Annotated in this window: 18 protein-coding genes; 13 read left to right on the top strand and 5 right to left on the bottom strand. The window is 67.7% G+C overall.

Going from position 1 to position 23135, the window contains the following annotated elements; all coding sequences use genetic code 11:
• Positions 1-141 precede the first annotated feature (141 nt).
• The 4 genes from KY501_RS11210 to KY501_RS11195 form a co-directional block, all read right to left on the bottom strand.
• Positions 142-555: a hypothetical protein gene (locus KY501_RS11210; protein ID WP_224362850.1), complete on the bottom strand. Its 414-nt coding sequence runs from the start codon at positions 553-555 to the stop codon at positions 142-144.
• A 146-nt stretch (positions 556-701) separates the two neighbouring features.
• Positions 702-2810, bottom strand: coding sequence for an ATP-binding domain-containing protein (locus KY501_RS11205; protein WP_224362849.1), 2109 nt, complete (start codon positions 2808-2810; stop codon positions 702-704).
• Between the two features lie 96 nt (positions 2811-2906).
• Complete coding sequence (locus KY501_RS11200; protein ID WP_224362848.1) at positions 2907-3503, bottom strand: DUF4276 family protein; 597 nt, start codon at positions 3501-3503, stop codon at positions 2907-2909.
• Entirely contained in the window at positions 3500-4732 is a 1233-nt protein-coding gene (locus KY501_RS11195) for an AAA family ATPase (RefSeq protein WP_224362847.1), read from the bottom strand. The genes KY501_RS11200 and KY501_RS11195 overlap by 4 nt, the downstream gene beginning before the upstream one ends.
• Positions 4733-4904: 172 nt before the next feature.
• Between KY501_RS11195 and KY501_RS11190 the strand changes: the two genes are divergently transcribed.
• The 11 genes from KY501_RS11190 (at position 4905) to KY501_RS11140 (ending at position 15163) form a co-directional block, all read left to right on the top strand.
• On the top strand, positions 4905-7181 hold the full coding sequence (locus KY501_RS11190; protein ID WP_224362846.1) for a kinesin: 2277 nt from the start codon (positions 4905-4907) through the stop codon (positions 7179-7181).
• A 195-nt stretch (positions 7182-7376) separates the two neighbouring features.
• On the top strand, positions 7377-9353 hold the full coding sequence (locus KY501_RS11185; RefSeq protein ID WP_224362845.1) for a CARDB domain-containing protein: 1977 nt from the start codon (positions 7377-7379) through the stop codon (positions 9351-9353).
• A gap of 178 nt (positions 9354-9531) precedes the next feature.
• Entirely contained in the window at positions 9532-9786 is a 255-nt protein-coding gene (locus KY501_RS11180) for a GlsB/YeaQ/YmgE family stress response membrane protein (protein WP_224362844.1), read from the top strand.
• 142 nt (positions 9787-9928) lie between these two features.
• Complete coding sequence (locus tag KY501_RS11175; protein ID WP_224362843.1) at positions 9929-10774, top strand: FKBP-type peptidyl-prolyl cis-trans isomerase; 846 nt, start codon at positions 9929-9931, stop codon at positions 10772-10774.
• A gap of 196 nt (positions 10775-10970) precedes the next feature.
• The gene (locus tag KY501_RS11170; protein WP_224362842.1) at positions 10971-11435 is read left to right on the top strand and encodes a hypothetical protein; all 465 of its coding nucleotides are present in this window, start codon (positions 10971-10973) and stop codon (positions 11433-11435) included.
• Between the two features lie 200 nt (positions 11436-11635).
• Positions 11636-11998 (top strand): hypothetical protein, encoded by a 363-nt coding sequence (locus KY501_RS11165; RefSeq protein ID WP_224362841.1) that lies wholly within the window; start codon positions 11636-11638, stop codon positions 11996-11998.
• Positions 11995-12702, top strand: coding sequence for a hypothetical protein (locus KY501_RS11160; protein WP_224362840.1), 708 nt, complete (start codon positions 11995-11997; stop codon positions 12700-12702). Before KY501_RS11165 ends, KY501_RS11160 begins: the two co-directional genes overlap by 4 nt.
• Positions 12703-12719: 17 nt before the next feature.
• A complete protein-coding gene (locus KY501_RS11155; RefSeq protein ID WP_224362839.1) occupies positions 12720-13493 on the top strand; it encodes an Imm49 family immunity protein in 774 nt (257 codons plus the stop codon).
• A gap of 4 nt (positions 13494-13497) precedes the next feature.
• Positions 13498-14097 (top strand): DUF7691 family protein, encoded by a 600-nt coding sequence (locus tag KY501_RS11150; protein ID WP_224362838.1) that lies wholly within the window; start codon positions 13498-13500, stop codon positions 14095-14097.
• 76 nt (positions 14098-14173) lie between these two features.
• Positions 14174-14599: a hypothetical protein gene (locus KY501_RS11145; RefSeq protein ID WP_224362837.1), complete on the top strand. Its 426-nt coding sequence runs from the start codon at positions 14174-14176 to the stop codon at positions 14597-14599.
• Positions 14600-14614: 15 nt separating this feature from the next.
• A complete protein-coding gene (locus tag KY501_RS11140; protein ID WP_224362836.1) occupies positions 14615-15163 on the top strand; it encodes a DUF4123 domain-containing protein in 549 nt (182 codons plus the stop codon).
• 102 nt (positions 15164-15265) lie between these two features.
• On the opposite strand, the gene KY501_RS11135 is transcribed toward KY501_RS11140, so the two are convergent.
• A complete protein-coding gene (locus KY501_RS11135; RefSeq protein ID WP_224362835.1) occupies positions 15266-18751 on the bottom strand; it encodes a serine/threonine-protein kinase in 3486 nt (1161 codons plus the stop codon).
• A gap of 222 nt (positions 18752-18973) precedes the next feature.
• On the opposite strand from KY501_RS11135, the gene KY501_RS11130 reads away from it, so the two are divergent.
• Both KY501_RS11130 and KY501_RS11125 read left to right on the top strand, forming a co-directional pair.
• The gene (locus tag KY501_RS11130) at positions 18974-21742 is read left to right on the top strand and encodes a DUF3160 domain-containing protein (protein WP_224362834.1); all 2769 of its coding nucleotides are present in this window, start codon (positions 18974-18976) and stop codon (positions 21740-21742) included.
• Entirely contained in the window at positions 21739-23127 is a 1389-nt protein-coding gene (locus tag KY501_RS11125; protein WP_224362833.1) for a CapA family protein, read from the top strand. The genes KY501_RS11130 and KY501_RS11125 overlap by 4 nt, the downstream gene beginning before the upstream one ends.
• Positions 23128-23135: the final 8 nt, after the last annotated feature.

Raw genomic sequence — 23135 nt, 5'->3', positions numbered from 1 at the left:
TGACCGCATCCTCGGCTCGAGGGCTCACCCACCAGCGTGAAGGAGGTCCCCTCCGGGCGCGGTTCGAGCCAACCTGTATGCTAGGCATACAAGTTCGGTTCATGTCCGCCGCCCGCGGGCTGCACGTTCAGCGGGGGACCGCTAGCGCCCTGCGCTTCGCTTTGCCCGAGCCGCCTTCCGAGCCGGAGCCGCCTTCCGGGCGTTGGACTTCTTGGGCGTCTTCCTCCGTGCGGCGGTCGGCTTGCTGCCCGCAGTGCGCTTCGCGGGGGATTTCCTGCGCCCCGAGGCCTCGGTCGAGGACTTGAGCCGGCCCTTGGTGCCCGCTGCCTTCTTCGCCGTCTTCTTCTGGGACGGAGGCACCTTCTTCTCCGGCTTGCGGCGTGCGGCCGTGGTGCGCTTCCGAGCACTCGGGCCTGCCTTGCCTCGTTTGCGCGCACTCACCGCGCCGGTGTCACTGACGCTCGGTGAGGGTTGTGGCGCGGGGGCCTGCGCTGCGGGGGGAGTTTCGGGAGTCTCAGCGCTCACATCGGGAGGTGTCCGGACCTCGTTCGACATGCAGGTTCCTCCTTTGAGGATGTGCTCAGGGTAACCACAGGCCCGAGACGCCCAAGCCGCGCGGCGTGGGAGTGATCTCCACCCGACGAATGTCTCGCGAAGGACGCCGGGGATTCGTCCGAATCCTGGCGCTTCCGAGGCTGCAATCAGGCCTGGGGCGCAGGCAACAGTCGCGAGCGGACACCCGAGGAGATGACCCAGAGCTGGTGCGAGGCGCGGGTGATGGCCACGTGCAGCTTGCGGCGAGCCTCGTCGTTCTGCGGCCAGGCGCGCGCGGTGGCATCCGGGAGGATGACGTAGTCGAACTCGAGGCCCTTGATGCTCTCCACGTCCGTGACATCCACGCCCGGCTCGAAGGAGAAGTCTCCCGTGAGCACCAGGCGCACGGAGCCCATGTCGTCCACCACCTTGTGGAAGGCGCGCGCGGCCTCGGGGCTGCTGGCGATGACGGCCACCGAGGCGCGCGGCTCGCGGTCGAGCAGGTCCTTCAGTGCGTCCCGGACGAAGAGCCAGGCCTGCGCCTCCTCGGGGAAGTGGTGGAAGCCCACCGGCACGCCGTCGCGCGCGTTCTTGGGAGGAGACTCGGGTGCCAGGGTCCCCAGGACGTGCCGCGCCAGCTCGATGACGGGCCGGGGGCAGCGGTAGGACACCGAGAGCCGCACCGTCGCCGCGTCCTTGACGCCCAGCTCCGCCAGGGCCGCGGGCCAGCCGGCGAAGCTCGTCGTCGTCTGCTGCATCTCGTCGCCCGCGAGCGTACAGCTCTTCGTCTTGCCCAGTTGCTGGCTCACCACGGCCAGCTCGAAGAGGGAGAAGTCCTCCGCTTCGTCGAGCACGGCGTGCGCCAGCGGATCCGTGCCCAGGTGCCCGTGCCGCATCTTGAGGAAGAGCAGCAGCGGCAGGTCCTCTACGTCCACGGTGCCCGCCAGCTCGTCCGGCGTGGACTGCTCCACGGCGAGCCCATCCACTGTGACCAGGGCTTCTGGATCGTAGCCTTCGAACTCCTGCGGCAGCGGAGTGGCGAGCTGGAGCATGGTGTGGCGCACCGTGTCGTCGATGGCCGTGGTGGGCAGGTCTCCCTGCGATGCGGCCACCACCTCGGCCAACAGCGTCCGGTCGGTGAGGACCTCCGCGAGCCGCTTGCGCAGGCGCTTCAGCGTTGGATCCGACAGTTTGCGCTTGCCCAGTTGGCGCTCCAGCACGGGCCGCAGCGCCGGGTGCCGCTTGAGCCGTGAGGTGAGCGCCGGCTTGTCCGCGGACAGTGCGATGGACTTCACCCCGAACGCCGTGCACGCCGTGGCATAGGCCCACGCATCGAGCGTCTCCACGGACACGTTGCGCAGCTCCAGCGGTGCGAGCAGCCGCTTGGACAGCCGTGCCAGACCCTCCTCGGGGACGATGACCTTCATCTTCGAGGGCGCCGAGGCCGCACGCAGATCGAAGGTGATCTTCGCCAGCCGGTGCAGGGCCACGGTCGTCTTTCCGCTGCCGGCGCTGCCCAGTACGAGCAGCGGTTGATCCGCCGCGACCTGGAGGGCCTGGAACTGTTCGGCATCGAGCTGGGCGGTGACATCGAACCGGGCAGCCCGGCCGGCCTCGCCCATGCCCACACCGAGGCTGCCGGCGCGCACGGCCGTCCCCGCTCCGCCCGAGAGCACGGAGGTGATGCTGCCGGCCTCGTGCCAGGTTCCGTCGGGAGTCCGTTCCAGATGGAGCGCTCCGGCGCGGATGCGGGTCAGTACGCCGCGCTCGATGACTACCAGCCGCCGGGCCTCGACGACGCCCTCGGCGAGCCGATCGCCGAAATACTCCTCGTAGTCGTCACCCTCCTCGTAGCCATAGAAGACGCGGGCCACGGGGGCGAAGCGCCAGTCGATGATGCGCACGCCCGCCTCGGCGTCCGTGAAGGTGGTGCGCCCCAGCAGGTACTCCTGCGCGGTGTCCGCCTCATGCCGCCGCAGACGCAAGTGCGCGAAGTAGGGCGTGTGGGGTTCGGGCAGCTTCGCCACGTCGTCCCGCTCGAAGAGCGTGCGCGTGTTGTCCAACTGCTGGAACAGGGAGGGCAGGTCGCTCTCGACGGCAGTGCTGGCCTCGTCACGCAATTCGGTGAGCCGCGCGAGCAGCGCGCTGCGGTCCGTGCCTCGGCTGGCCCGGATGCGTGCCGCTTGGAGCGCCGAGTGCACGCGCCCCAGCAGTGCCTCTTCCTCCGCGATGACAGCTCGCGCCTGTGCGCTGAGTTCTTCCTTCGGCTCGCTCATGGAGTCCTCGCCGAGGCGCAAGGTGAACTCTGGCGACGGATTGGTCAACCCCTTGAATTTCCTTGGGGATTTGCTAGTTTGGATAATGCCTGGAGTTCAGGGTCCGCGAGGAGGAACGGAGACGCCGAACAAGCGCCCGACTTCTCGGAAGAACTTGTCGAAGGAATCCGATAGTCGCGCGGCCCTCAGGTCGAAGACACCGGTCAGGGCTGGTTGGTCCAGCGTCTCGCTGTAACCGTCCTGCATTCGATGATGCAACCAACCCTTGGCGTCGCGAATGCTCTCAGGGGTAGCGGGAGGATCGAGATCCTCAGGCAGCCCCCGCTTTCCACGCAGAGAGGCAGCAGCCGTCAGAAACCATGCTTCGTACTCATGCTTCGCGACGACGACGGAGGTATCGCGATCAGGCCGGTAGCTGCGTGCCCAATCGAGGAGTCTGGGGCCGAGCACGCAAGGGAGATCGTCGTCCGCATCGAGCAGGACGAGAATGCGCCCGTCACTGCCGACCCTCCGGGCCATGAGTTCAAGGGCGCGCTCGAACTCCTCCCGCTTGACGAGCTTCCCTTGGGACACCCGGTAGGCCGGGAGCAGGTCCGGATGCAGAGCGGGCTCCAGTTCCTGCAGCACCCGCCTGAGGAGGAGGGGAACGGACCGTTCCTCTCCATGCCCTTCGACGATGAGCCCGACCTTCATTCGGCCTCCGTGCCGAAGAGATGGAGTTGCTTGGGGTCCGGCGCGGCATCGCGATCGGCGGTGAGCTGGTTTGCCTTGAGCAACTCCCCCGCGGTGTAGAGCCGGTCCTTCAGCGTGGAACGAGTGGCCTCATCCAGTGGGGTGATGAGGGTCCTGCCTTGATCGTCCACCACGGAGACGATCTCCTCCGCGCGGACGTCATAGGTATCGAGCAGTTCCGGACTGTGGCTCGTGACGATGACCTGGGCATACCGAGAGCCATCGCGGAGCGCGTCACGGAGGATGCCCGCTGCTGCCGGGTGCAGCGCCACCTCTGGCTCCTCGATGCCGACGACGCGGATCCGCTCTTCGACCCGTGCTTGCAGGAGCGCCACCAGCACGCCGAGCGCACGCAGGGTCCCATCGGACATGTTGATGGCGGGGAAGCGCCAGGGATCCTTCGCGCCCTCCACCTGCTGGCGGAACTCGAGGGTCTCCATGTGCCCAACACGCTTGGAGTCCACCCCCTTGAGCCCTGGGACGATCTTGCTGAGGTACTCTTCGATCCGCTGCTTGGTGGCACCTGTATCGAGCGTCTCGAGACGCTCGAGCACGCTCGACAGGTTGGACCCATCGCGTGCGAGCAACTCTCCCTTGTCGGGGGATTGCAGCGCTTTGATCTTGTCCGGAGCGAGATTGTAGAACCCCATGTTCGAGAGAACGTCGAACACGGGGCGGAACTGGGGCAGGCCCGCGGCGTTGACGAGGTACAGGCGGTCCGCTGAGCCAGGGGGCACGACCTCCGCAGGTTTGATGACGACCTCGCCTTCCTTCACGAGGTAGCGAGAGTCACCCACCGCACACTCTTCGCGCTGGACCGCGTAGTCCCCATGGGAGCGGGCGCCGACTTCAAACGAGAAGTAGCCCCGCGTGGTGTCCTGCAACTGGAAGTCGATCCGGATGGCGAAGTTCGTCGGATGACCGCTGGACCTGCGCCGTACCTCGTGGACTCCTCCACGATCTCTCAGGGCATGATCGAGGGTGGTTCGCAGCGCATCCGTCGTGAGCCTCAGTGCATCCAGGAAGTTGCTCTTTCCCGAGCCATTCGGGCCCACGAGAAACGTGAGTGGCCCCAGTTGAACATCACAAACTCCGATGCTGCGGTAGTTGCGAAGCGCCACCCGCGTCAGAAAGGGAAGGCGGCTCTTCAAGCTGAGGTTCGTCTGTCTGGGGCTCTCAGACGATGGCATCAGGACTTCTCCATGGGAGGCGCTCCGAGCCGTGATTCGCCCGAAAGCAGCGTCGCGGCGCATCGTGCCATGAGATGACCAGCGGCACAGGCTCCATGTGGAGAGCGCCTTCCAGGGACGGCGCACACGACGCGTGAAGATTGGCAAGAGTTGTGCTTGCTTGCGCGCGCGCATGCCTGCCCCACTCGTCTATCGCCGCTATGGCGGCTCCCTCCAGGTCGACATTCCCCACTTCGCGGCGCTCGTCGAGGCCATCGACATCCCCGAGACCCAGTGGATCGCTACCGCCTGTCCGCTCGATGGGCTCCAGTGCGATCCGCGCTTCCTGTCCTTCATGGATGCCGACAGCAACGGGCGCATCCGCGTCGCCGAGGTCCGTGATGCCGTGAGGTACACGGCGAAGCGCCTCCAGTCCTATAAAGGAGCGGACGCTCGGAGCGATGTGCTCGAACTCGACACGCTCTCGCCCGAGGCCGCGAAGATCCGCGCCGCCGCCCGGCGCATCCTCGAGGCACTGAAGGCCACAGACACCGCCCGCATCTCGCTGGAGCAGGTGCGGGCCAGCGAGAAGGTGCTCCGCGACGCAGGCCTCAATGGCGATGGAATCGTCGCGCTCCCGTTCCTCCCGGAGCCCGTGCGCGCGCTGGCCACGCGCATCATGGCCGCGTTCCCCGAGGTGAAGAACCGCGCGGGGCAGGCCGGCATCGATCCGTCCATGCTCCAGCGCTTCCGGGACGCGCGCGCCTCGCTGCTGACCCACATGGCCCAGAAGCCCTCCACCCATGTTTGGGGCGAAGCCAGCCTGGATCGGGCCCGGCGCATTGCCGCCGTGAAGCCGCTGCTGGACGCGTACTTCCTCCAGTGCCGTCTGGTCGCCGCCCAGCCCGAGGCCGCTGCCAGCCTCAAGCTCCCCGCCGGCCGGGTCGAGGGCGCGCTCGGAGACACCCCCGCGTTGGAGAAGGCCGCGTCAGTGCTCCCCATCGCTCCGCTGGAGCCCTCGGGCGTGCTCACCTGGGCCCGGCTCTATCGTGGACCGGCCTTCGAGGCGCTGGAGGCCTTCCACAAGGATGTGGCCACGCCCGTCACCGGAGACGCGAACACGCTGAGCGATGCCGCCTGGAAGGAGATGTCCGCCAAGGCCGACGCCGTGCTGGCCTGGCAGACCGCCTTCGACGCCAACCCCGTGCGCGGCATGGTGGCCGAGCTGTCCTCCATCGCCGACGCGGACCTGGCTCGCATCGAGACTGCCAGCCAGGCGGACCTCGCGCTCAAGGAGGAACTGGACGCCATCACCGAGTTGGAGCGCCTCATCCTCTATCAGCGCTGGCTGCTGACGTTCGCCAACAACTTCATCAGCATGCCGGACCTCTACCACTCCCAGAAGCGCGCCCTCTTCGAGAAGGGAACGCTCATCCTTGGAGGCCGCAAGTACACGCTGGCGGTGCTGGCCCATCCCCGCGCCGCGCACTCGGCCCTCACCAGCAAGGGCACCACCTGCATCCTCTATGTCCAGGTGACGCCCAGGGATGGAGGCCCCGGCTATGAGGTGGCCGTCCCCGTCACCCGCGGGCGCAGCAACCTCCTCGAGGTGGGCAAGCGCGGCATCTTCTATGACGTGGCCGACAAGGAGTACGACGCCATCGTCACCGAGATCCTCCGCCAGCCCGTCTCGCTCTGGGAGGCGATGATCACCCCCTTCCAGCGCATCGGCGCCTTCATCACCTCGAAGGCGGAGGCCTTCGCCGCCTCGGGAGACAAGGCCTTCGAGAGCCAGTTGGAGAGCGGCTATGCGCACGCCTCCACCGTGGCCGCCACCGCCGCCACTGCACCCACGCCCGCTCCCGCCGCGGCTCCAGTCCCGGGAGGCGCCGCAGGGCTCGTCGCCGCGGGCGGCATCGCGTTCGCGGCCGTGGGCTCGTCGCTGGCCTTCATCGTGACTCAGGCCAAGGCGCTCACCCTGGTGGATGTCGTCTCCGTGGCCATCACCCTCGCCGCTGTCGTCATGCTGCCGTCGGGCCTCTTCGGCTGGTTGAAGCTGCGGCGGCGCAACCTCGCGCTGCTGCTGGAGGGCTCCGGCTGGGCGCTCAATGATCGGCTGAAGCTCACCGCGGATCTCGCCTCGCTCATCACCCGCAAGCCCCCGCTGCCCAAGGGCGCCACCATCGATCGCACCGACAGGCTCCGCTCCACCGTCTCCGCCATCCGAGGCGAAGAGACCGAGGGAGAGGAGGAGGAGAAGATGCCGGGGCTCGTGAAGCTCCTCGTCGTGCTCATCGTCCTCGGTGCCGTGCTCTGGCAGGTGCGTGCGCCGGTGGCTCGGCTCGCCTGCGGACGCCACTGGCTCTCGGCGCAGACGTGCAGCGCGCTGCTGCCCTCCGAAGCTCCGCTCCCCACCCCCGCGCCTGCCCCTGTGCCGTCCGCCTCACCTGCACTGCCAGTGGTTCCCTGAGGCACACATCAGCGCCTGTACCTCCTGCCTCCCATCGGACAGCCCGGCACTTTCAAACCCCGATCGGCTTCGCATTCTCATCAAAGAAGCCGAATTAAGCTGGATTTTCCGGGAAGGATGACTGAGAGTTTCTCCCCAGCAGATTAGTGAAGCAGCTCTGTGCAGTTCCGAGCGAGCCGCGCTGGGAGGCAGTGCATGCAGGCAGCACATCGACAGGGGTGGTGGGTTTCCCTGCTGATGGCCAGCGCGGTGATGGCCGGGTGCTCGCGAGGGAACTCCGGCCCCGCGGAGCTCTTCCTGGACTCGGTGGTGGGCGCGATCGCCACGTCCGGCAAGCCGGACCTCTGGGTGTCCTCGGTGTCCGGACCCGCGAGCGCTACCTCGGGCAGCGGCTACTTCGTCACGGTGACGGCGTGCAACCAGGGCGCGGGCAGCATCGACTCGGAGGTGAAGCTCTACCTGTCGCAGGATCCGAGCATCACCGCCACGGACACGCTCGTGGGCAGTGCGCCGACGGGGATGCTGCGCTCGAAGCAGTGCACCCCGCTCCATGTGCGGACGCGCGGCCCGGTCAGCGTCTCCAACGGCCTCTGGTACCTGGGCGCCATCATTGATCCCGCGGACACCGTGAGCGAGGTGTCCGAGACCAACAACGCCCGCGCGGGTACGCGGATGGCCATCGGCTCGGGCGCGGAGCTCCAGGTCTCCGAGGTGCGCGCTCCCGAGAGCCTCTCGCCGTCCGCGTCCTTCGAGGCGACTGTCCAGGTGTGCAATCCGGGCACCGTGAGCGCCTCGGCCGAGGTGGATGTGTACCTCTCCGCGGACACCACGCTGACCGACGAGGACCTGTGGATGGGCCGCACCGCGACGGGCTCGCTGGGCGAGGGGCAGTGTGCCTCGGTGGTGGTCTCCTCCTCGGTCCAGATGCCTCGCGGCACGTGGCACGTGGCGGCCTGGGTGGACCGCGCCAACGCCGTGCCCGAGTTGGAGGAGCACAACAACACCCGGGTGGGCAGCCGCCTCGTCGTCGATGACGGACCGGATTTCACCGTGTCCGTCGTGACGGGCCCCGCCAGCCTTCCGAACGTCGCCACCGAGCCCATCACCCTCACCGCCACCGTTTGCAACATGGGCACCGAGTCGGCTGCTGCCCGCGTCGAGGGGTACCTCTCGGCGGACTCCACCCTCACCGCCTCGGACATCCTCGTGGGCAGCGCGCCGGTCGAGACGCTGGCGCCGGGACAGTGTGCTCCGGTGGAGATCCATGGCTCCGCGAGCCTGGGCAGCGGGCTCTGGTACGTGGCGGCCTGGGTGGACCGCGCCAACGCCGTGCCCGAGCTGATGGAGGACAACAACACCCGGTTCGGCTTGCGGACTCCCGCGGGCCACGCGCCGGATCTCTCCGTGGCCTCTGTGAGCGGACCGGACAGCGTGGGTGCCTCGCAGCCGGTGCGAGCCACCGCCACGGTGTGCAACCCGGGCACCTCGCGCAGCGCCGCCACCTCCGTGGCCTTCTTCCTCTCGCAGGATGCGACCATCACCACCGCCGATGTCCTGCTGGGCTTCGCGCCGGTGCCCGAGCTGCAGATCTCCGAGTGCGTGTCCGTGGAGGCGACGGGGCCTGCCCGTGTGCAGGAGGGCTCCTGGTACGTGGGCGCCTTCGTCGACGGTGACAACGCCCTGGCCGAGCTGTCCGAGAGCAACAACCTCCGCACGGGAAACCTCATCGGAGTGGGAGAAAGCGCGGACCTGTCCGTGGCCAGCGTCACCGGGCCCGCCTACGTCCAGGACACGCAGCCCCTCACGGCTCAGGTCACCGTGTGCAACCCGGGCACGCGGGCCAGCGGCGAGAGCGCCCACGTCGGCCTCTTCCTGTCGGCCGATGCCACCATCACGGCCTCGGACACGCTCCTGGGAGACGCGAGCCTGCCGGCACTCCAAGCAGGGCAGTGCACCACGGTGTCCCTCTCCAGCGCGGCCCGCCTTCCTTCGGGCACCTGGGTGCTGGGAGCCATCGCCGACCTCTATGGCGCCGAGTCCGAGTTGCTGAAGGACAACAACAGCCGGGCGGGAGGCTCGCTCGCGGTGGGCACCACCCTCGCGGCCCTGAACGCGCCGGCCGGCTTCCCGTCGAGCGACTCCTTCACCGCCGAGCTCTCTCCGCGCCGCTGAGCGCGGGGGCCGCCACGCAATCGCCGCGCTCCTCCTCCGTTACTCGGGGAGTGGGGAGGCGTGTCCCCTCCCACTGGGGCCTCCACGCTCGCGCCGCGCGGCGGAGTGGGGCAGACTCGGTGGCTGTGGGTGGAAGGGCCCGCGCGGGCTGTCCCCGCATCTGGGAGGAGTCACCGTCATGGGTTTGTGCAGCTGGATCGTCTTCGGCTTCGTCGTGGGGCTGGTCGCCCGCTTCATCATGCCCGGCCATCAGCACATCGGCATCATCCGCACCACGCTGCTGGGCGTCGGTGGCTCCTTCGTGGGCGGCTTCCTGGCCGCGGTCATCAAGGGCGGCAACTGGAAGGATCCATCCCCCTCGGGGTGGATTGGCGCCATCATCGGCGCTGTCGTCCTGCTGATGCTCAACCAGGCCTTCTTCTCCCGGCGGTAGCCGGGAATTTCCCGAGCAGCAGGAAGGTAGGGGGGCCCACACAAGATGGACGGAAAGCGCGAGCATCGCCCCGTTCTGTAGTAAGTGGCCCCCTGCTGGCAGCGCTTCCCTCGCTGCCCCTGCTGCAAGGAAAGGCGAAGACATGCGGAAAACCTGGGTACTGGCGGGTGCGCTGGCGATGGCCGGCTGCAACAAGCCAGCGGACAACAAACCCCCCGAGGGGACGGCGACCTCGACTGCGAGCGCTGGCTCGGGCTCGGCGGCCAACCCGCAGAGCGAGGACCAGAAGACGCTCTACGCGTTGGGCCTCTCGATTGGCCGGAGCATCGGCGGATTCAGCCTCACCCCCGACGAGCTCGAGTACGTGAAGGCCGGCATCACCGCCCAGGTGAAGGGCGAGAAGCCCGCGGTGGAGATCGAGCAGTACGGCCCGAAGATCTCCGCGCTGCACACCTCCCGCCAGACGGCCAAGTCCGCCGGTGAGAAGGAGAAGGGCAAGGCCTTCCTGGAGCAGGCCGCCAAGGAGGAGGGCGCCCAGAAGACCGAGTCCGGGTTGATCTACAAGGAGCTGACGGCCGGTACCGGCGCGCAGCCCAAGTCCTCGGACATCGTGAAGGTGAACTACCGGGGCACGCTCACCGACGGCAAGGAGTTCGACAGCTCGTACAAGCGCAACGAGCCGGCCACCTTCCCGCTCAACGGCGTCATCCGCTGCTGGACCGAGGGTGTGCAGAAGATGAAGGTGGGCGGCAAGGCCCGCCTGGTGTGCCCGTCGGATCTCGCCTACGGCGATCGCGGCGCCCCGCCGGACATCCCGGGTGGTGCCACGCTCGTGTTCGAGGTGGAGCTGTTGGAGGTGACTCCGGGCATGGCGCCTCCCACCTCGCCCATGCCGATGAACACCCCGGGCACCCCGCCCCCCGGCAAGTCGGCCACGCCGCCGCCGGGCCAGCCCGCCAAGAAGCCCGAGGGCGCGCCCACCAAGTAGTCAGCCTGAGCAGTCGCTTCGAGGCCCCCGGTCGGACCTGTTCCCAGGTCTGGCACGGGGGCTTCGTTCATCATTGAGCATCCCGACTCTCCACCATTCCACACGCGATCATCCGTGGAGGACTTCTCCTGGGGGGAACCCCTTGGAGGATTGCGGCCCATCCCTAGATTCCTGGGACTGACGGGGAGGGGATGGAATGAGCCTGATCAAGGAGTGGAAGTTCGGGACCCACAGTGCTCGTTGGGAAGCTCCGGATCTGTTGCGGCTGACGTGGCGGGGGGCCACGCGGGTGGAGGACGTGGACAGCGTCCTGCAGATCTTCCAGGAGGCGTCCTCGGGGCGGCCCATCTTCGTCATCTCGGATGTGTCCGAGTCCACCATCGACAAGGCAGCGCGGGAGCACTTCTCGCAAAGCCTGCGGGCGGAGTGGTTCCACGGCCTCATCTATGTGGGAGCCAACGCGCTGCAGCGGGCCATCACGAAGGCGATCGTCATCGCGCTCTACTTCACGGGGAAGTGGCGGGTGGACGTGGAGTTCGCCGACACGGAGCAGGAGGCGCTGCGCATCGTCTCGCGCATCCGCCGGGCTCGGGGTGTGGAGGGCTCGGACTCGGGCGAGCCCGAGATGCCGCTGGAACTGGAGCCTCGGGCCCTGGCCTGAGCTCACCTTCCTTTCATAAGCCAGCCCCGGCCAGCTCCTGCCTGAAGAGGAATCTGCTGACCAATGGGCGCAGTGTGGCTGGGCCCACTGGCCGCGCAGGTTGGGTGCGACAACCTCACCGCCCGTGAATCTCTTGGAGTGGTACAGCCGACCCACGAGGCGCCCCATAGCATGCCCTCATGAGATTGCGTGGGGCCCACATGCAGGCGTTCCAGGCCATGATGGAGCGGGATTTCGTGGCCCGGCTCTGCAGCTACCTGCGGCGTGAGTACACCGACGTTGTCCAAGCGCTGGACGACGATGTGCTCCGGCTACATGTCAAAGAAGCACTTCAGCGTGGGCGGAGCCATGGGCTGCACTGGGAGAGTTCCCTGGCGGTCTTCATCGCGACGTTGCTGGTCGTCGACCCGGATTTCGACCGGTATCCCGCGGTGGCGTCAGCGCTCCATTCGGGTGAGCCGGATGAGAATGAACTCGTGCTCCGGGCGATTCAGCAGATCCCCAGTACCGCCTGGGACTCGGTTCTCCCGGAGCCAGAAGGGGAGGAGGAAACGGCCAGATGAGCCGCTTCATTCTGTTTGCCAATTATGCAAAAGCCATGACTCGCAGGAGCCAGCAACGCTTGCTCTATGAGCAGATGGCCCAGACGGCGCTGAAAGATTTCATACCTGCTCCTACTCCTACGACGGCCCAGTGCCCCATCAAGAGCATGGCCCTGGTCTCGTCCACACTTGCGCAGAGTGTGACAAGTACACAGAAGGCTTTCTGGATAAAGGCGGCAAAGAACCTCGCCAAGAAGGACTCGTTAAAGCAGGAGAAGATAGAGTTCGCCGAAAAACTAGGGGAGCAGGGCATGATCCACAAGCTCAAGGAGGAGCTTGCGGGGGTGGGGCTGCCGCCCTACGACGATAAATGCATGCATGTCTTCTCCGGAAAGAACACCTTCAATGGTGTGTATGTCTATCCATCGCTGGAGGCCCCTGAATTCGTAGTGGTCTTGGAAGGCAAAGGGGGCGGGAGCCAGTGTGGCACACGGAAGGTGATGAAGGAGGGGAAGGTAACGGAAGTAAAGCAAGGGACTTCCGAGTACTTCGATGAGGAGGTGGAAGTCATGAAGGCTGAGGGAGGGCACAAGGAGAAGGTTGCCACAGCAATTCAACAATGCCAGGGCGGGACCCCCTCCAAAGTGGTTTACATGGGAGTGCGTACTGCATATAAAGACATGGAAATATACAGGCCTGAGTATATTTTCGTGGTCAGGTCGTGAAGGCCATACGAGCTCCCGTGGAGGAGAACTTGCGAAATTACCCGCACAAGCCTGATGGCGGTTTCTGGGAGCGCGATCTAGCCAGCATTTCCAGGATGCTGGTCCGGGCTGATGCCCTAACCCCTGAGCTGCTGGCCACCAAGAATGACCGGTTTCTCTACTTGAACAGCGGGCGCGCGTTGAGCTGTGCGAGAGAGGCCTATGGCTTGGAAAAGGGGGATACGCTCGTGTTGGAGTTCCTCCGCGAATCCAACCGCTCGTTCCGCAAGCAGTTGGAGCAGAGACTCCCGATCAACGATCTCAATCAATACGTGAATCAGCTATGCGTCGCCATTATCCTGGGGGATGCTGAACTGACGAGCCGCCTGTCAGGACTGCGTAGGGCGGATTATGCCAACGCAAACGTCGCGTACCCGGAGTGTGTGTCCCAGATGGCGGAGTGTCTGGCCCTCACGGTGTCCGGCCCTTTTGATGCCGCGCAGGCGAGCTTGAACACCGCCTTCCAATCACTGACGGACGAGTCTTTGTCGAGAGAGGAGCGCGAGACGGTAGAAGAGGTTCTACAGGCGTTGCAAGCGATCCTCAGTGAAGATTCGCCAGCCTTGAGCGAGGTGCTCTCGAGACGGTGTCAGGCCGCTCCGGGGCGGCTGCGAGACCCGCGTCGGCGTAACCTGAGTGAGGGGGCCTTTGACCTGCTGGCGCTAGGGCTGGCGGGGCTGGCAAGGGAACGTGGCATGGCGGTGTCGGTCCACAGCGTCTATCTGCCGCTAGAACTCTTGAAGGAGGGTTAGACGCGTGGGCTACCAGCTTGAGTTCTATTCGCTGGATCTCGCCGCGCTGACAGCCGTGATTGGCAGTGATGATCGCGAGGTGTTCGAGTCCATCACGGCGATGGCTGGCCGGCTGTTCGTGGGCAGGGACAACTCGCGGTGGCAGGAGGCCCTGGAGGCGTTGATCCTGGGGGAGCGAGGGGCGCGTCTGTCTTCCAGCCAGGAAGAGGGGCTGCTTCGCGAGGCGGTTTCGGTGCCCGAGGCCACCGCGTTGGTAGCCCTGGTGCGCTCGCGCGGGATCCAGGTGGCCTCGATCGGCCATGCCAGCCGGGGAGGGCCGCAGTTCCGAAGTCTATTCGAGCCCGGGCGCTTCCCTGCCCTCTTCAATCCGGAGGTCCCGCTCCAGTGGCTTCTCTCCAGGCCCCTGCTCCGGATGTGGCGTGACGATTACCCCTGTTGGGGGTGGTTGCTTCACAGCGAGCTGCGCGAGCTGCTCCGCATCCGGAGTGTGGAGGAACTCCCCTCGCTCGAGGATCGCGATCTGGACGGCTGGCTCTACGAGTTGGTGACAGCGCTGCTCGAAGCCGAGGTTCGAGGCAAGGCGCTGGTGACCCTTTACTTGTGAGGTAGATGGTATGCGCCCTGCCAGCTTTCACGGAAAATGGGTTCTTCGTGGTGACCTGGATGATTATGAGGTCCGCGTGAGTGAGCGCCCGCTGGGCGAGGCGCAGGGCTTGGTGCCAGCGCCCCTCGTGCTGGCACAGTTGGAGCGCTGGCTCAGGTCTTCGTTCGCGGCGCTTCAGGCGATGGCCGAAGCGCTGGGGGGACCCAGGCTCGGGGCGATGACGAGCGTGGGGCGCGAGGAGTTCGAGCAGGGCTTGAAGTGGCGTCTCGCGAAGGCCTTCCGGCAGGGAGAGCTGGAGGCGCGCGTCATCCCCCGCCAGGAGATCCTCCGAGACAGGCCCGTCTCCAAGTCGAGCGCTCCGGTGCCGCCCGCGCCCTCCGCCCGCTCGGCGGAGGCCGAGTCCCCGGAGCAAACCGCCGTGGATGCCGCTCGCCAGATCCAAGCTCTGCAGCAAGCCGCCGAGCAGCGTCTTGCTCTCTGTGAATTGTGCCAGCAGGGTTGAGAGCGAGGACAGGGAATGAGTCGGTTTGATCGCATCGCTATGGCCTTGGAGCAGCCGGGGCAGTCTTCTCAACTCTATGCAGTGCTGGATGGAGCGCGAGATGAGCGGATTCGCTCCTTGATTGCCGCCAGCACGCTGGTCCACGCCAGTCTCTACGCAGGGGAGCAGCCCATGGGACTGCTGTCGGTGTCTCCTTTCCTCGTCCGGTTGGACAGGGCGAACCCGGATGCGGCCTCGTTGTGGGAGCATGCCTGGGGAAAGGGGTGGGGCATCTTCCTGGAGGCGCCTGGGCCCCTTGAGCAGGTCCGGCGACAGCTCCGAAAGTTTCTGCGCGTGGAAGATCCTCACGGCCGCCTCATGTATTTCCGGTACTACGATCCCCGGGTACTGAAGGCTTTTCTGTCCGCATGCACGGAGGATGAGCGCCAGGAGTTTCACGGCCCGATCCGGAGCTTTCTCGTCGAGTCGGAACCTCCCTTGACGGCCTACCACCTGTACTCGAAAGACGGGCCCGCGCGGGGGGAAGCCGTCCTTCTCGAAGAAGAGCGTGGCACAGGGCAGTGAGCGCATGTTCCCCCCAGGGGAAGAGCCGAAGCCACAGGAGGCGCTCCCAGCCGCGCCGCATGACGACTGACGTTGTTCGCCATGGGGCGCGGTGCGGTCGCCTCAGCGCGTCGCCTGCGCGTGAACCCACTCGCGCAGGGCCTGGGGCTCCAGCGGCAGATCATCCGGCCACACCTGGACCGTGCCGTCCTGGCCGGCCGACAGCATCTGCCTGCCATCCGAGGAGAACGCCACCCAGAGCACGGGGCCCTCGTGGCCCGGCAGGGCCCGGCTCTCGCCGCTGGAGAGATCCCAGAGGCGCGCCGTGCCGTCGGCACTGGCGGTGAGCAGGCGCAGGCCATCCGGTGACACGGCCATGTGCAGCACGGAGCTGGTGTGGGCTATCAGGCTGGGGTGGCGTTCGTCCTTCCGCATGTCGAAGCGCATCACGAGCGAGTCGCCCATGCTGCTGCTGAGGAACTCGCGTCCATCCGCGGAGAAGGACATCGCGATCACTCCAGTGCCGCTCAGGTTCTTCTTCTGGCCCGGCGCCAATTCCGTCCTGCCCGGCTCCGAGTTCAACGGCTGGATCCAGGCGGTGTGATCCGAGCTGCCCGAGGCCAGCAGGGTGCCGTCCCGAGAGAACGTCACATCCACCACCTCCAACTGATGGGAGTGAACGTGCTGACCCTGGCCGGTCGCCACATCCCAGAGCCGCAGCTCTCCGTCCGCACTGCCCGAGGCCAGCCGATGGCCGTCGGGTGAGAAGGCCAGGGCGCGGATGCTCTGGGCCTGCTTGCCCAGGGAGCGTCCCTGGCCCGAGGCCGCGTCCCACAGCCACAGCTCGCCCTCCGCGAGTCCCGCGGCCACCCAGGTTCGATCCGCCGAGAGCGCCAGCACGTCGATGCGGCCCGTGGGGCCCTTCAACTCCCGGAGCCGCTGGGCCTGCTCATTCCAGAGAGCCACCGTCCCATCCTGCCCCGCGGTGGCCATCAGGCTGCCGTCCTCCAGCACGAAGGCCGCCGTCATCTCTCCCGGGTGCGCCTTCACCACCTGGGCTGAGGCGCCGTCCGGGCCCGAGAGGCGCACTGTGCCATCCCGCTTCCCGGCGGACAGCACGTGGCGCCCATCCGGCGTGAAGGCCACGGCGGAGATGACGCTGCGCATGAGGCTCCTCAGCTCCCAGGGCGAGAGGTGATGCCAGTCCAGCGAGACAGCGTCCGGTGCGAGAGGCTGCTCATGGCTCGTCACGGTGAGCGGGTAGCGCTCCGCCAGCTCGTGCACCCGGATCGTCCCATCATGGCTGCCGGCTGCCAGCCACTTGCCGTCCGGAGAGAAGGCCACCGTGCTCACGGTCGCCGTGGCCCCGTACAGCACGCGCACCCGGCCCGTGGCCACCTCCCACGCACGTGCCCGAGCGTCCTTGCCTCCCGCGGCCAGCCACTTCCCGTCCTCGGAGAAGGTGAGCGAGCACTTCCAGTTCGCGGCGCTCGGCAGCGAGCGCGGGGGGCCCCCATCCTTCAAGTCCCAGAGGAGGATCGGATCCCCCGAAGCCTGGGCCGCCAGGTAGCGCCCATCCGGCGAGAGGGCCAGTGCGCTCACGGACTTGCTCCCGAGCTCCAGCGTGCGCATGGGGCCTCGCTGGGACTCCCAGAGCAGGATCTGCCCGTTGTCGGTGGCGACGGCGAAGGACTCGGCTCGGGACGCTGAGGCCATCACGGTGAGGAAGCGCGAGTGGGCGAGCAGCAACTGGTTCGCGCCGGTCTCCAAGTCCCACAGCTGCACGCTCCGGTCCTTCGTCCCCGCGGTCACCACGTGCTTTCCATTGGGCAGCAGCCGCAGATCCGCCACGCCGCCGGTGTGACTGCCCAGCAGGAGGCTCGTGCCCGTGGCCACGTCCCAGCGGAAGAGCTTCCCGTCGTTCCCAGCCGTCAGCAGGTAGCGCGTGTCCGGAGTGAAGACCGTGAAGGGCACGGGCTCGGTGTGGCCCTTCAGCTCGCGCGTGGTGTCCGTGGTCTTGTCCCACAGCTGCACCAGGCCCTCCTTGCCGCTGGAGGCCACGTAGCGCCCGTCCTTGGAGAAGGCGGCGCGCCAGGCTTCGTCGGAGAAGTTCGCGATGACGCGGGACTCGTTCTTGCGCAGATCCCACAGGCGGATCTTCTCGTCATCACTGGCGCTGACCAGCCACTGGCCATCCGGAGACATCTCGACCCGGTTGATGGAGCCGGTGTGGCCTTGCAAGCGCATGGGCAGGCCCTGCGCCATGGCATCCGCCGCGAGGATGCGCGCCCGATCCCAGTCCTGGAACGAAGTCGAGAGCATGTCCAGGTACGAGAGCACCTTGTCTGGAGACTCCTCGAAGGCGTGACGGGCCTGGAGCAGCACGAGCGAGTCGCTGCGGGTGATGGCCTCGGCGCGCTCCTGCTGGGCCGCGTCCCTCTCGCGGATGATGTGGCGGTGGGCGCTGGTGGCCAGCGCGAGGAGCGCCGCCAGCAGCACCGCCGCCACGATGAAGGTGGAGCGGTGCTGGCGCACCAGGCGCACCAGCTTCTCCCAGAGCGTGTACCGGTGGGCCTTCACGTACTGGCCCGCCTGGAAGCGGCGCAGGTCCTCGGCGAGCTCGCGAGCGGTGGGGTAGCGCCGCGCCGGATCGCGCTCCATGGCCCGCGAGACGATGTCCAGCAACTCCTGGGGCAGACAGTCGTGGAGGCGGACCAGCGGCGTGGGCTCCTCGGTGAGCACGTGCTGGAGCACCTCCTGAGAGGTGGTGCCCATGTACGGCGCCCGGCCCGCCAGCAGGTGATAGAGGATGGCGCCCAGCGAGTACACGTCCGCGCGCTCATCGACGGGCTGCCCCGCGGCCTGCTCCGGAGGCATGTACGCCGGCGTGCCCATCACCGTGCCCAACTGGGTGCGTTCAGGCTCTGGCGAGCCGGCGTGGCTGGGGGCCTCGTCCGCGGGAATCTCCGGCGCGTCCAGCTCCTTGGCCAGGCCCCAGTCGATGACGACCGTCTCACCGTACTCGCCCACCAGCACGTTGGAGGGCTTGAGGTCCCGGTGGATGACGCGCTCACAGTGGGCGTAGGCCATGGCCTCGGCCACCGCGAGCACGTGGGGCAGCGCGGCCAGACGCTCGTCCAGCGTCTTCATCGACTCGATGAGCCGGGCCAGCGAGCGGCCCGAGACGAGCTTCATGGCGTAGAAGGGCTCGCCTCCGGGCCAGCGGCCGGCCTCGTACACGGGGACGATGGAGGGGTGCTGCAGGCGCGCGGTGATGCGGGCCTCGCGCAGGAATCGGCCCTGGGTGGAGGTGCCGTCGGAGATGGGCTCCTTGAGGGCGACCATGCGCTCCAGGTGGAGATCCTGCGCGCGGAGGATGCGGCCGTGGCCTCCCTCGGCGACGACGCCGTCGAGCAGGTAGCGCTCCCGGTCGACGAGCGGCAGGTTCCAACTGAGTGGATCCACGCCGCCCCGGGGCAGCGAGCGCTGGCTGGGGTGGAGCGTGGTGGCGAGCTCGTCCGAGAGGGGTGTGGCGGTGCCCGGAGAGCGGTGGAGGGTGGAGGCCTCCGCGTCGGAGCGGAGGGCAGCGGAGTGGGCGGACTCTTTCATGACGGAAGGGAGCCTCGAGAGCCTGAGAGGAGCCTAGACCGGATGCCCACCGTGCTCCCAACCTGCCTGGAGCGCGCTGGGGTTCTCGCCTATCCGGGCGTTGAGTAGTGGGCTGTGCGTTGGGGTGACCGCACTGCTAGCCTGCCCGGCCCTATGAAACATCTCCTGGCGACAATCGCCTGCCTACTAACCGGGGTTTCAGCCGCTGGCTCACCTTTCGACATGCCCGAGCCGCAGGTGGTGCCCTCTCCCTCCGGTCCGGCACGGTTGGAACTGGAAGCAGGGGTGCAAGTCGTCTCGAGCGCGGTGTCCCGGCTCGGGCCCGAGGTGGCGCTGGCCGTGCGCGCGCCCGATGGTGGCTCCCGGGTGGTGCTCTGGAAGATCGGCGAGGCGAAGCCCTCGGTGACGTGGCCGGCCCCGGCGGGGGTCTCCGTCGAGGCGGTGGCGTGGCACCCGAGCACCAGCAAGGTGTTCGCCCTGACGCGCCAGGGAAAGCGCTCGGGCATCAGCCTGCTGGCGCTGGGCAAGGGCGGCGCGCTGGAGCGCTCGGAGATCTACTCGAGTGACCGGGAGCTGAAGGGGCTGGTGGTGAGCCCGCGGCCCTTCATGTTCTCGGATGGGAAGAAGGAGATCCGCGGGTACCGGCTCTTCTTCGGGATCCGCTACGCGAGCGGCTTCGCCCTTCGCACGCTCACCGAATTGGGCACGCGCGAGTACCTGGTCATCGGCCCGGCCTCGGAGGCGCTCAAGCCGCGCGACATGGACGAGTACGACGTGCCCGAGCCCATCAACCTCCCGAGCGTCCTCCCAGTGGCGTTCCACCCTGACGGCAAGAAGATGCTCTTCACCGAGGCCAAGGGAGGCGTGCGCATCGTGGACTATGGCCCGCCCTGGTTCCTGCCCGAGGGAAAGGCTTCGTCCGCGCCCGGCACCGCCGTGGGCTTCCTGCCCAATGGCCTGGGCCTGTTGCTCTGGGAGTCCGGCAAGCCCGGGGCCCAGGTACAGGTGTCGCTGGAGAAGGCACCGAGGCCGCTAGCGGCGTCCCAGAGCTTCGTGGCGCCTCCCGCGCTGACGGTGGATGGAAAGGGGCTCGTGGGAGTGACGGGCGGCGACCGTCCCGCCGTGGTCTACGTGCCGGTCGAGATTCCCCTCGCGGATGTCTCCAACGGGTGGCTGGCCGTGAAGACGAAGTCGCAGTTGGAGAAGTTCGGGCGCTACGCGGGCGCGTTTCTGCCGAGGCGGGACGCTCAGCTCTACCAGCTCTACGAAGAGGAGCTCTACCACGAGGACACCTTCGAGACCGTGCCGTACCTGGTGACGACGGACTCCTTCTGGGAGCTGTTCGCGGCTGCGTACGAGGGCTCGTTCATCCTCGCCGAGCGCTATCAGGCGATGCCTCGCTTCTGGGAGTTCGTCCAGGAGGCGAGCCAGGGTGCGAAGAAGGTGGATGCGGCGTGGGGGAAGGTCTTCGACGCGCTCGAGTCCCTGCGCGCGGAGCCCTCACCGAAGAACCCCGAGGCCCAGCGCATCCTCGCGGCCGCGGGCACTGTGGTCTCCCAGGTGACGGGCGAGCCGTTCGACTTCGAGGAGATGAAGGCGCGTGGGCACTACACGGCTTCGGCGGACCTGAAGCGGTACTTCCAGGCGATGCGCTACCTGACGACCGTGTCGAAGAAGCTGGGAGCCGAGAAGCTCGGATCGCTGTCTCCCCGAGCGCAGGAGCAGGCCCGTGCGTGGATCGCCGCCTACGAAGGCTACATCGCTCCGGCCCGTGCCCCGGTGATCTGGTCGCAGGGCGCGTACAAGCCGCCGCCCTACCTGAATCGGGCGCCCGACCGCCCTGTCGTGTTCCCGCTCTCGTGGGGCTTCGACAACGAGGTGATGTTCACCGATGTCTTCCACTGCGCCACGCCGCTCGCCGAGCGGATCCAGGGGCCGGTGCGTGCGGGCGCAAAGGTGGATCCGCAGCTCCTGGCGGTGACGGCTCAGTGCCCCGAGCGCGCTTCGGAGCCGCAGGTGCCTCGGCTGTTGCCGTCGGGTTTGGATGTGGCGGCGGCGATGGGCAGCCGGAGGGCGCGGGAGCTGCTGGCTCCAGAGATGGCACAGTTCCCATCGCTTGGGCGTGCGCTCGACGAGCTGGGCACGCGGTTCGCGAAGTACACGGCGGCCCAGGCTTCCGCGAGCCTCTATGATCGATGGCTGCGAGGCCTGGCGCTGCAATGGTCCGAGGAAGTGGCGCCTCCGCGAGGCGTGGACGCGAAGCTGTGGAAGGCGAAGCGGCTCCAGACAGGATTGGGGAGCTGGGCGACCTTGCGGCATGCCACGGTGCTCGTGAACGAGCGCGCCGCAGCCGAGCTGGGGAGTGGCGGCGAGTTCGAGCAGGTCTGGCCGGAGCAGCCACGCGGCTTCGTCGAGCCCGATCCCCGGACGTTCGAGGCGATCGCCCAGCTCTTCGACGGCACGGCCGAGGCGTTCCGCCGCGCAAGCGCCTCGCTGGGGGATCGCAAGTTCACCAGCAACGATCCGGAGGAGCGCGAGGCGGTGGTGGAAGGGGTGTTCAAGCGGCTGACGAGCTCGGCGCAGGCCGTGCGCACCTTCAAGGCGATGGCGGAGAAGCAGCTCCGAGGCGAGGCGTTCACGCCCGAGGAGTACGATCAGATCCTCCACGTGGGCCGGCACTTCGAGCACAACTTCCTGATCTTCAAGAGCCTGGGGAACCCGCAGCTGGCGCTCTCGGATCCGCAGCCCATCTCGAAGATCGCGGACGTGGCGGATGGAGGGCCCAAGCCGCTGCTGCACGTGGCGGTGGGCTCGCCGCTGGAGTGGAGGCTGGTCGTCCCTCACCTGGGACGGAGGCAGGTGGTTCGCGGGGCGGTGTACTCGTACTTCGAGCTCATCCAGGACAAGCCGCTCACGGACGAGGAGTGGCGGAAGGTGGAGGCTCGCACGCCGCGTCCGGCCTGGGTCACTCCGTTCATAGCCGAGCCTTGAGTCCTTCTCGGCTCATCATTGCGGCGCTGGTGCTCGCCGTCTCCGGGACGGTGGAGGCCCAGGAGCCGCGCCTGCTCTTCGTGGGGGACATCCTCGCGGAGCGGGGGGCTCGTGAGCCGGAGGTGAGTGGCTCGTGGCTCGAGCAAGCGCGCGGGGCCCAGCTCGTCGTGGGGAACCTGGAGGGTGCGCTGGGAGAGCCGTCCACGTGCGTCCGGCCTACGCCTCAGTCTCCCTGCTTCGCCATGCCGGAGACGATGGCGGGGGTGCTGGCACGAGCGGGCTTCACAGCGCTGGGGATGGAGAACAACCACGCGGGAGACCTGGGGCCCGAGGCCCTGGTGCGTACTGCGCGGGTGCTGTCGGAGTCAGGGGTGTTCCCGCTGCGCTACGAGTCCTCGCCGACGTTTCTCAAGGTGGGAGAGGTGACGGTGGGCCTCGTCTCGCTCTCGCGAGTCTCGAAGGGCACGGGGCCGGTGCGCGAGCTGCCATCGGTGGAGTTGGCGCGGAAGCTGCGGCAGGCGCGGCGGCTGTCGAACGTGGTCGTCGTCTATGTCCACTGGGGTGAGGAGCTGTTCGACTGGCCCCACCCCACGCAGCGGCAGGCGGCGCGGTGGCTCGTGAAGCACGGAGCGGATCTGATCATCGGGCACCACCCGCACGTGGTGCAGCCTCCGGAGTGCGTGGAGGGCCGGCCCGTCTACTTCTCCGTGGGGAACTTCCGCTTCCGAGACAGGTACCCGGCCGGACGGGTGGGGCTCGCGGCAGACTGCCGCGTCGTGGGGCGGAGCCTGCACTGTGGCGGACTGGCGACCTCGTTCCCGGTAGGCAGCAGCTGGCCCGAGGTCTCCGCGAGCCCCGAGACCGAGGCAAGCCTGAAGGCCTGTGAGGTGCCTCTGCACGAGACGGAGAAGGTGGGAGGCCTGAGGCTCCAGGCGCGCTCGGTGCAGGGTGAACTGCCCGTGGCGCAGGTGGAGGTGGTTCGGGACGGACGGGTGACGGCGCGTGTCGGCTCGGGAGCGCTCGTGTCGCTCGAGACGGGGCGGGTGGTGCGCTCGGGCGAGCCCTGGCTGTTCGCGCTGGAGCGGCACTTCTCACCGCTGGACGGAGAGACGGCCCTGCGCCCCTACGTGTACGAGGCGCGTGGTGAGAGGCTCGTGGCGCGCTGGCGAGGCTCCGGGCTGGCGTGGCCCCTGCTCGATGCCCGGCTCCTGCCGGAGGAGCCGGGGGTGCTCTGCGCGCTGCACCGGATGGACTCCTTCGTAGCGCTGCGCCCCAGTGCTCCCGGGGTGCGGGTGGCGGCCTACCGCTGGGCCGGCTTCGGCTTCCGAGGAGACGATGCGGAGGAGCTCCATCGCCGCTGCGAGGCGCTCCTGTCCGTGGAGTGAGGCGCGCG

The organism is Hyalangium versicolor (genome assembly GCF_020103695.1).
GTDB lineage: Bacteria > Myxococcota > Myxococcia > Myxococcales > Myxococcaceae > Hyalangium > Hyalangium versicolor.
The sequence above is the reverse complement of the archived record's forward strand: the minus strand, read 5'-3'. Positions and strand labels throughout refer to the sequence as shown.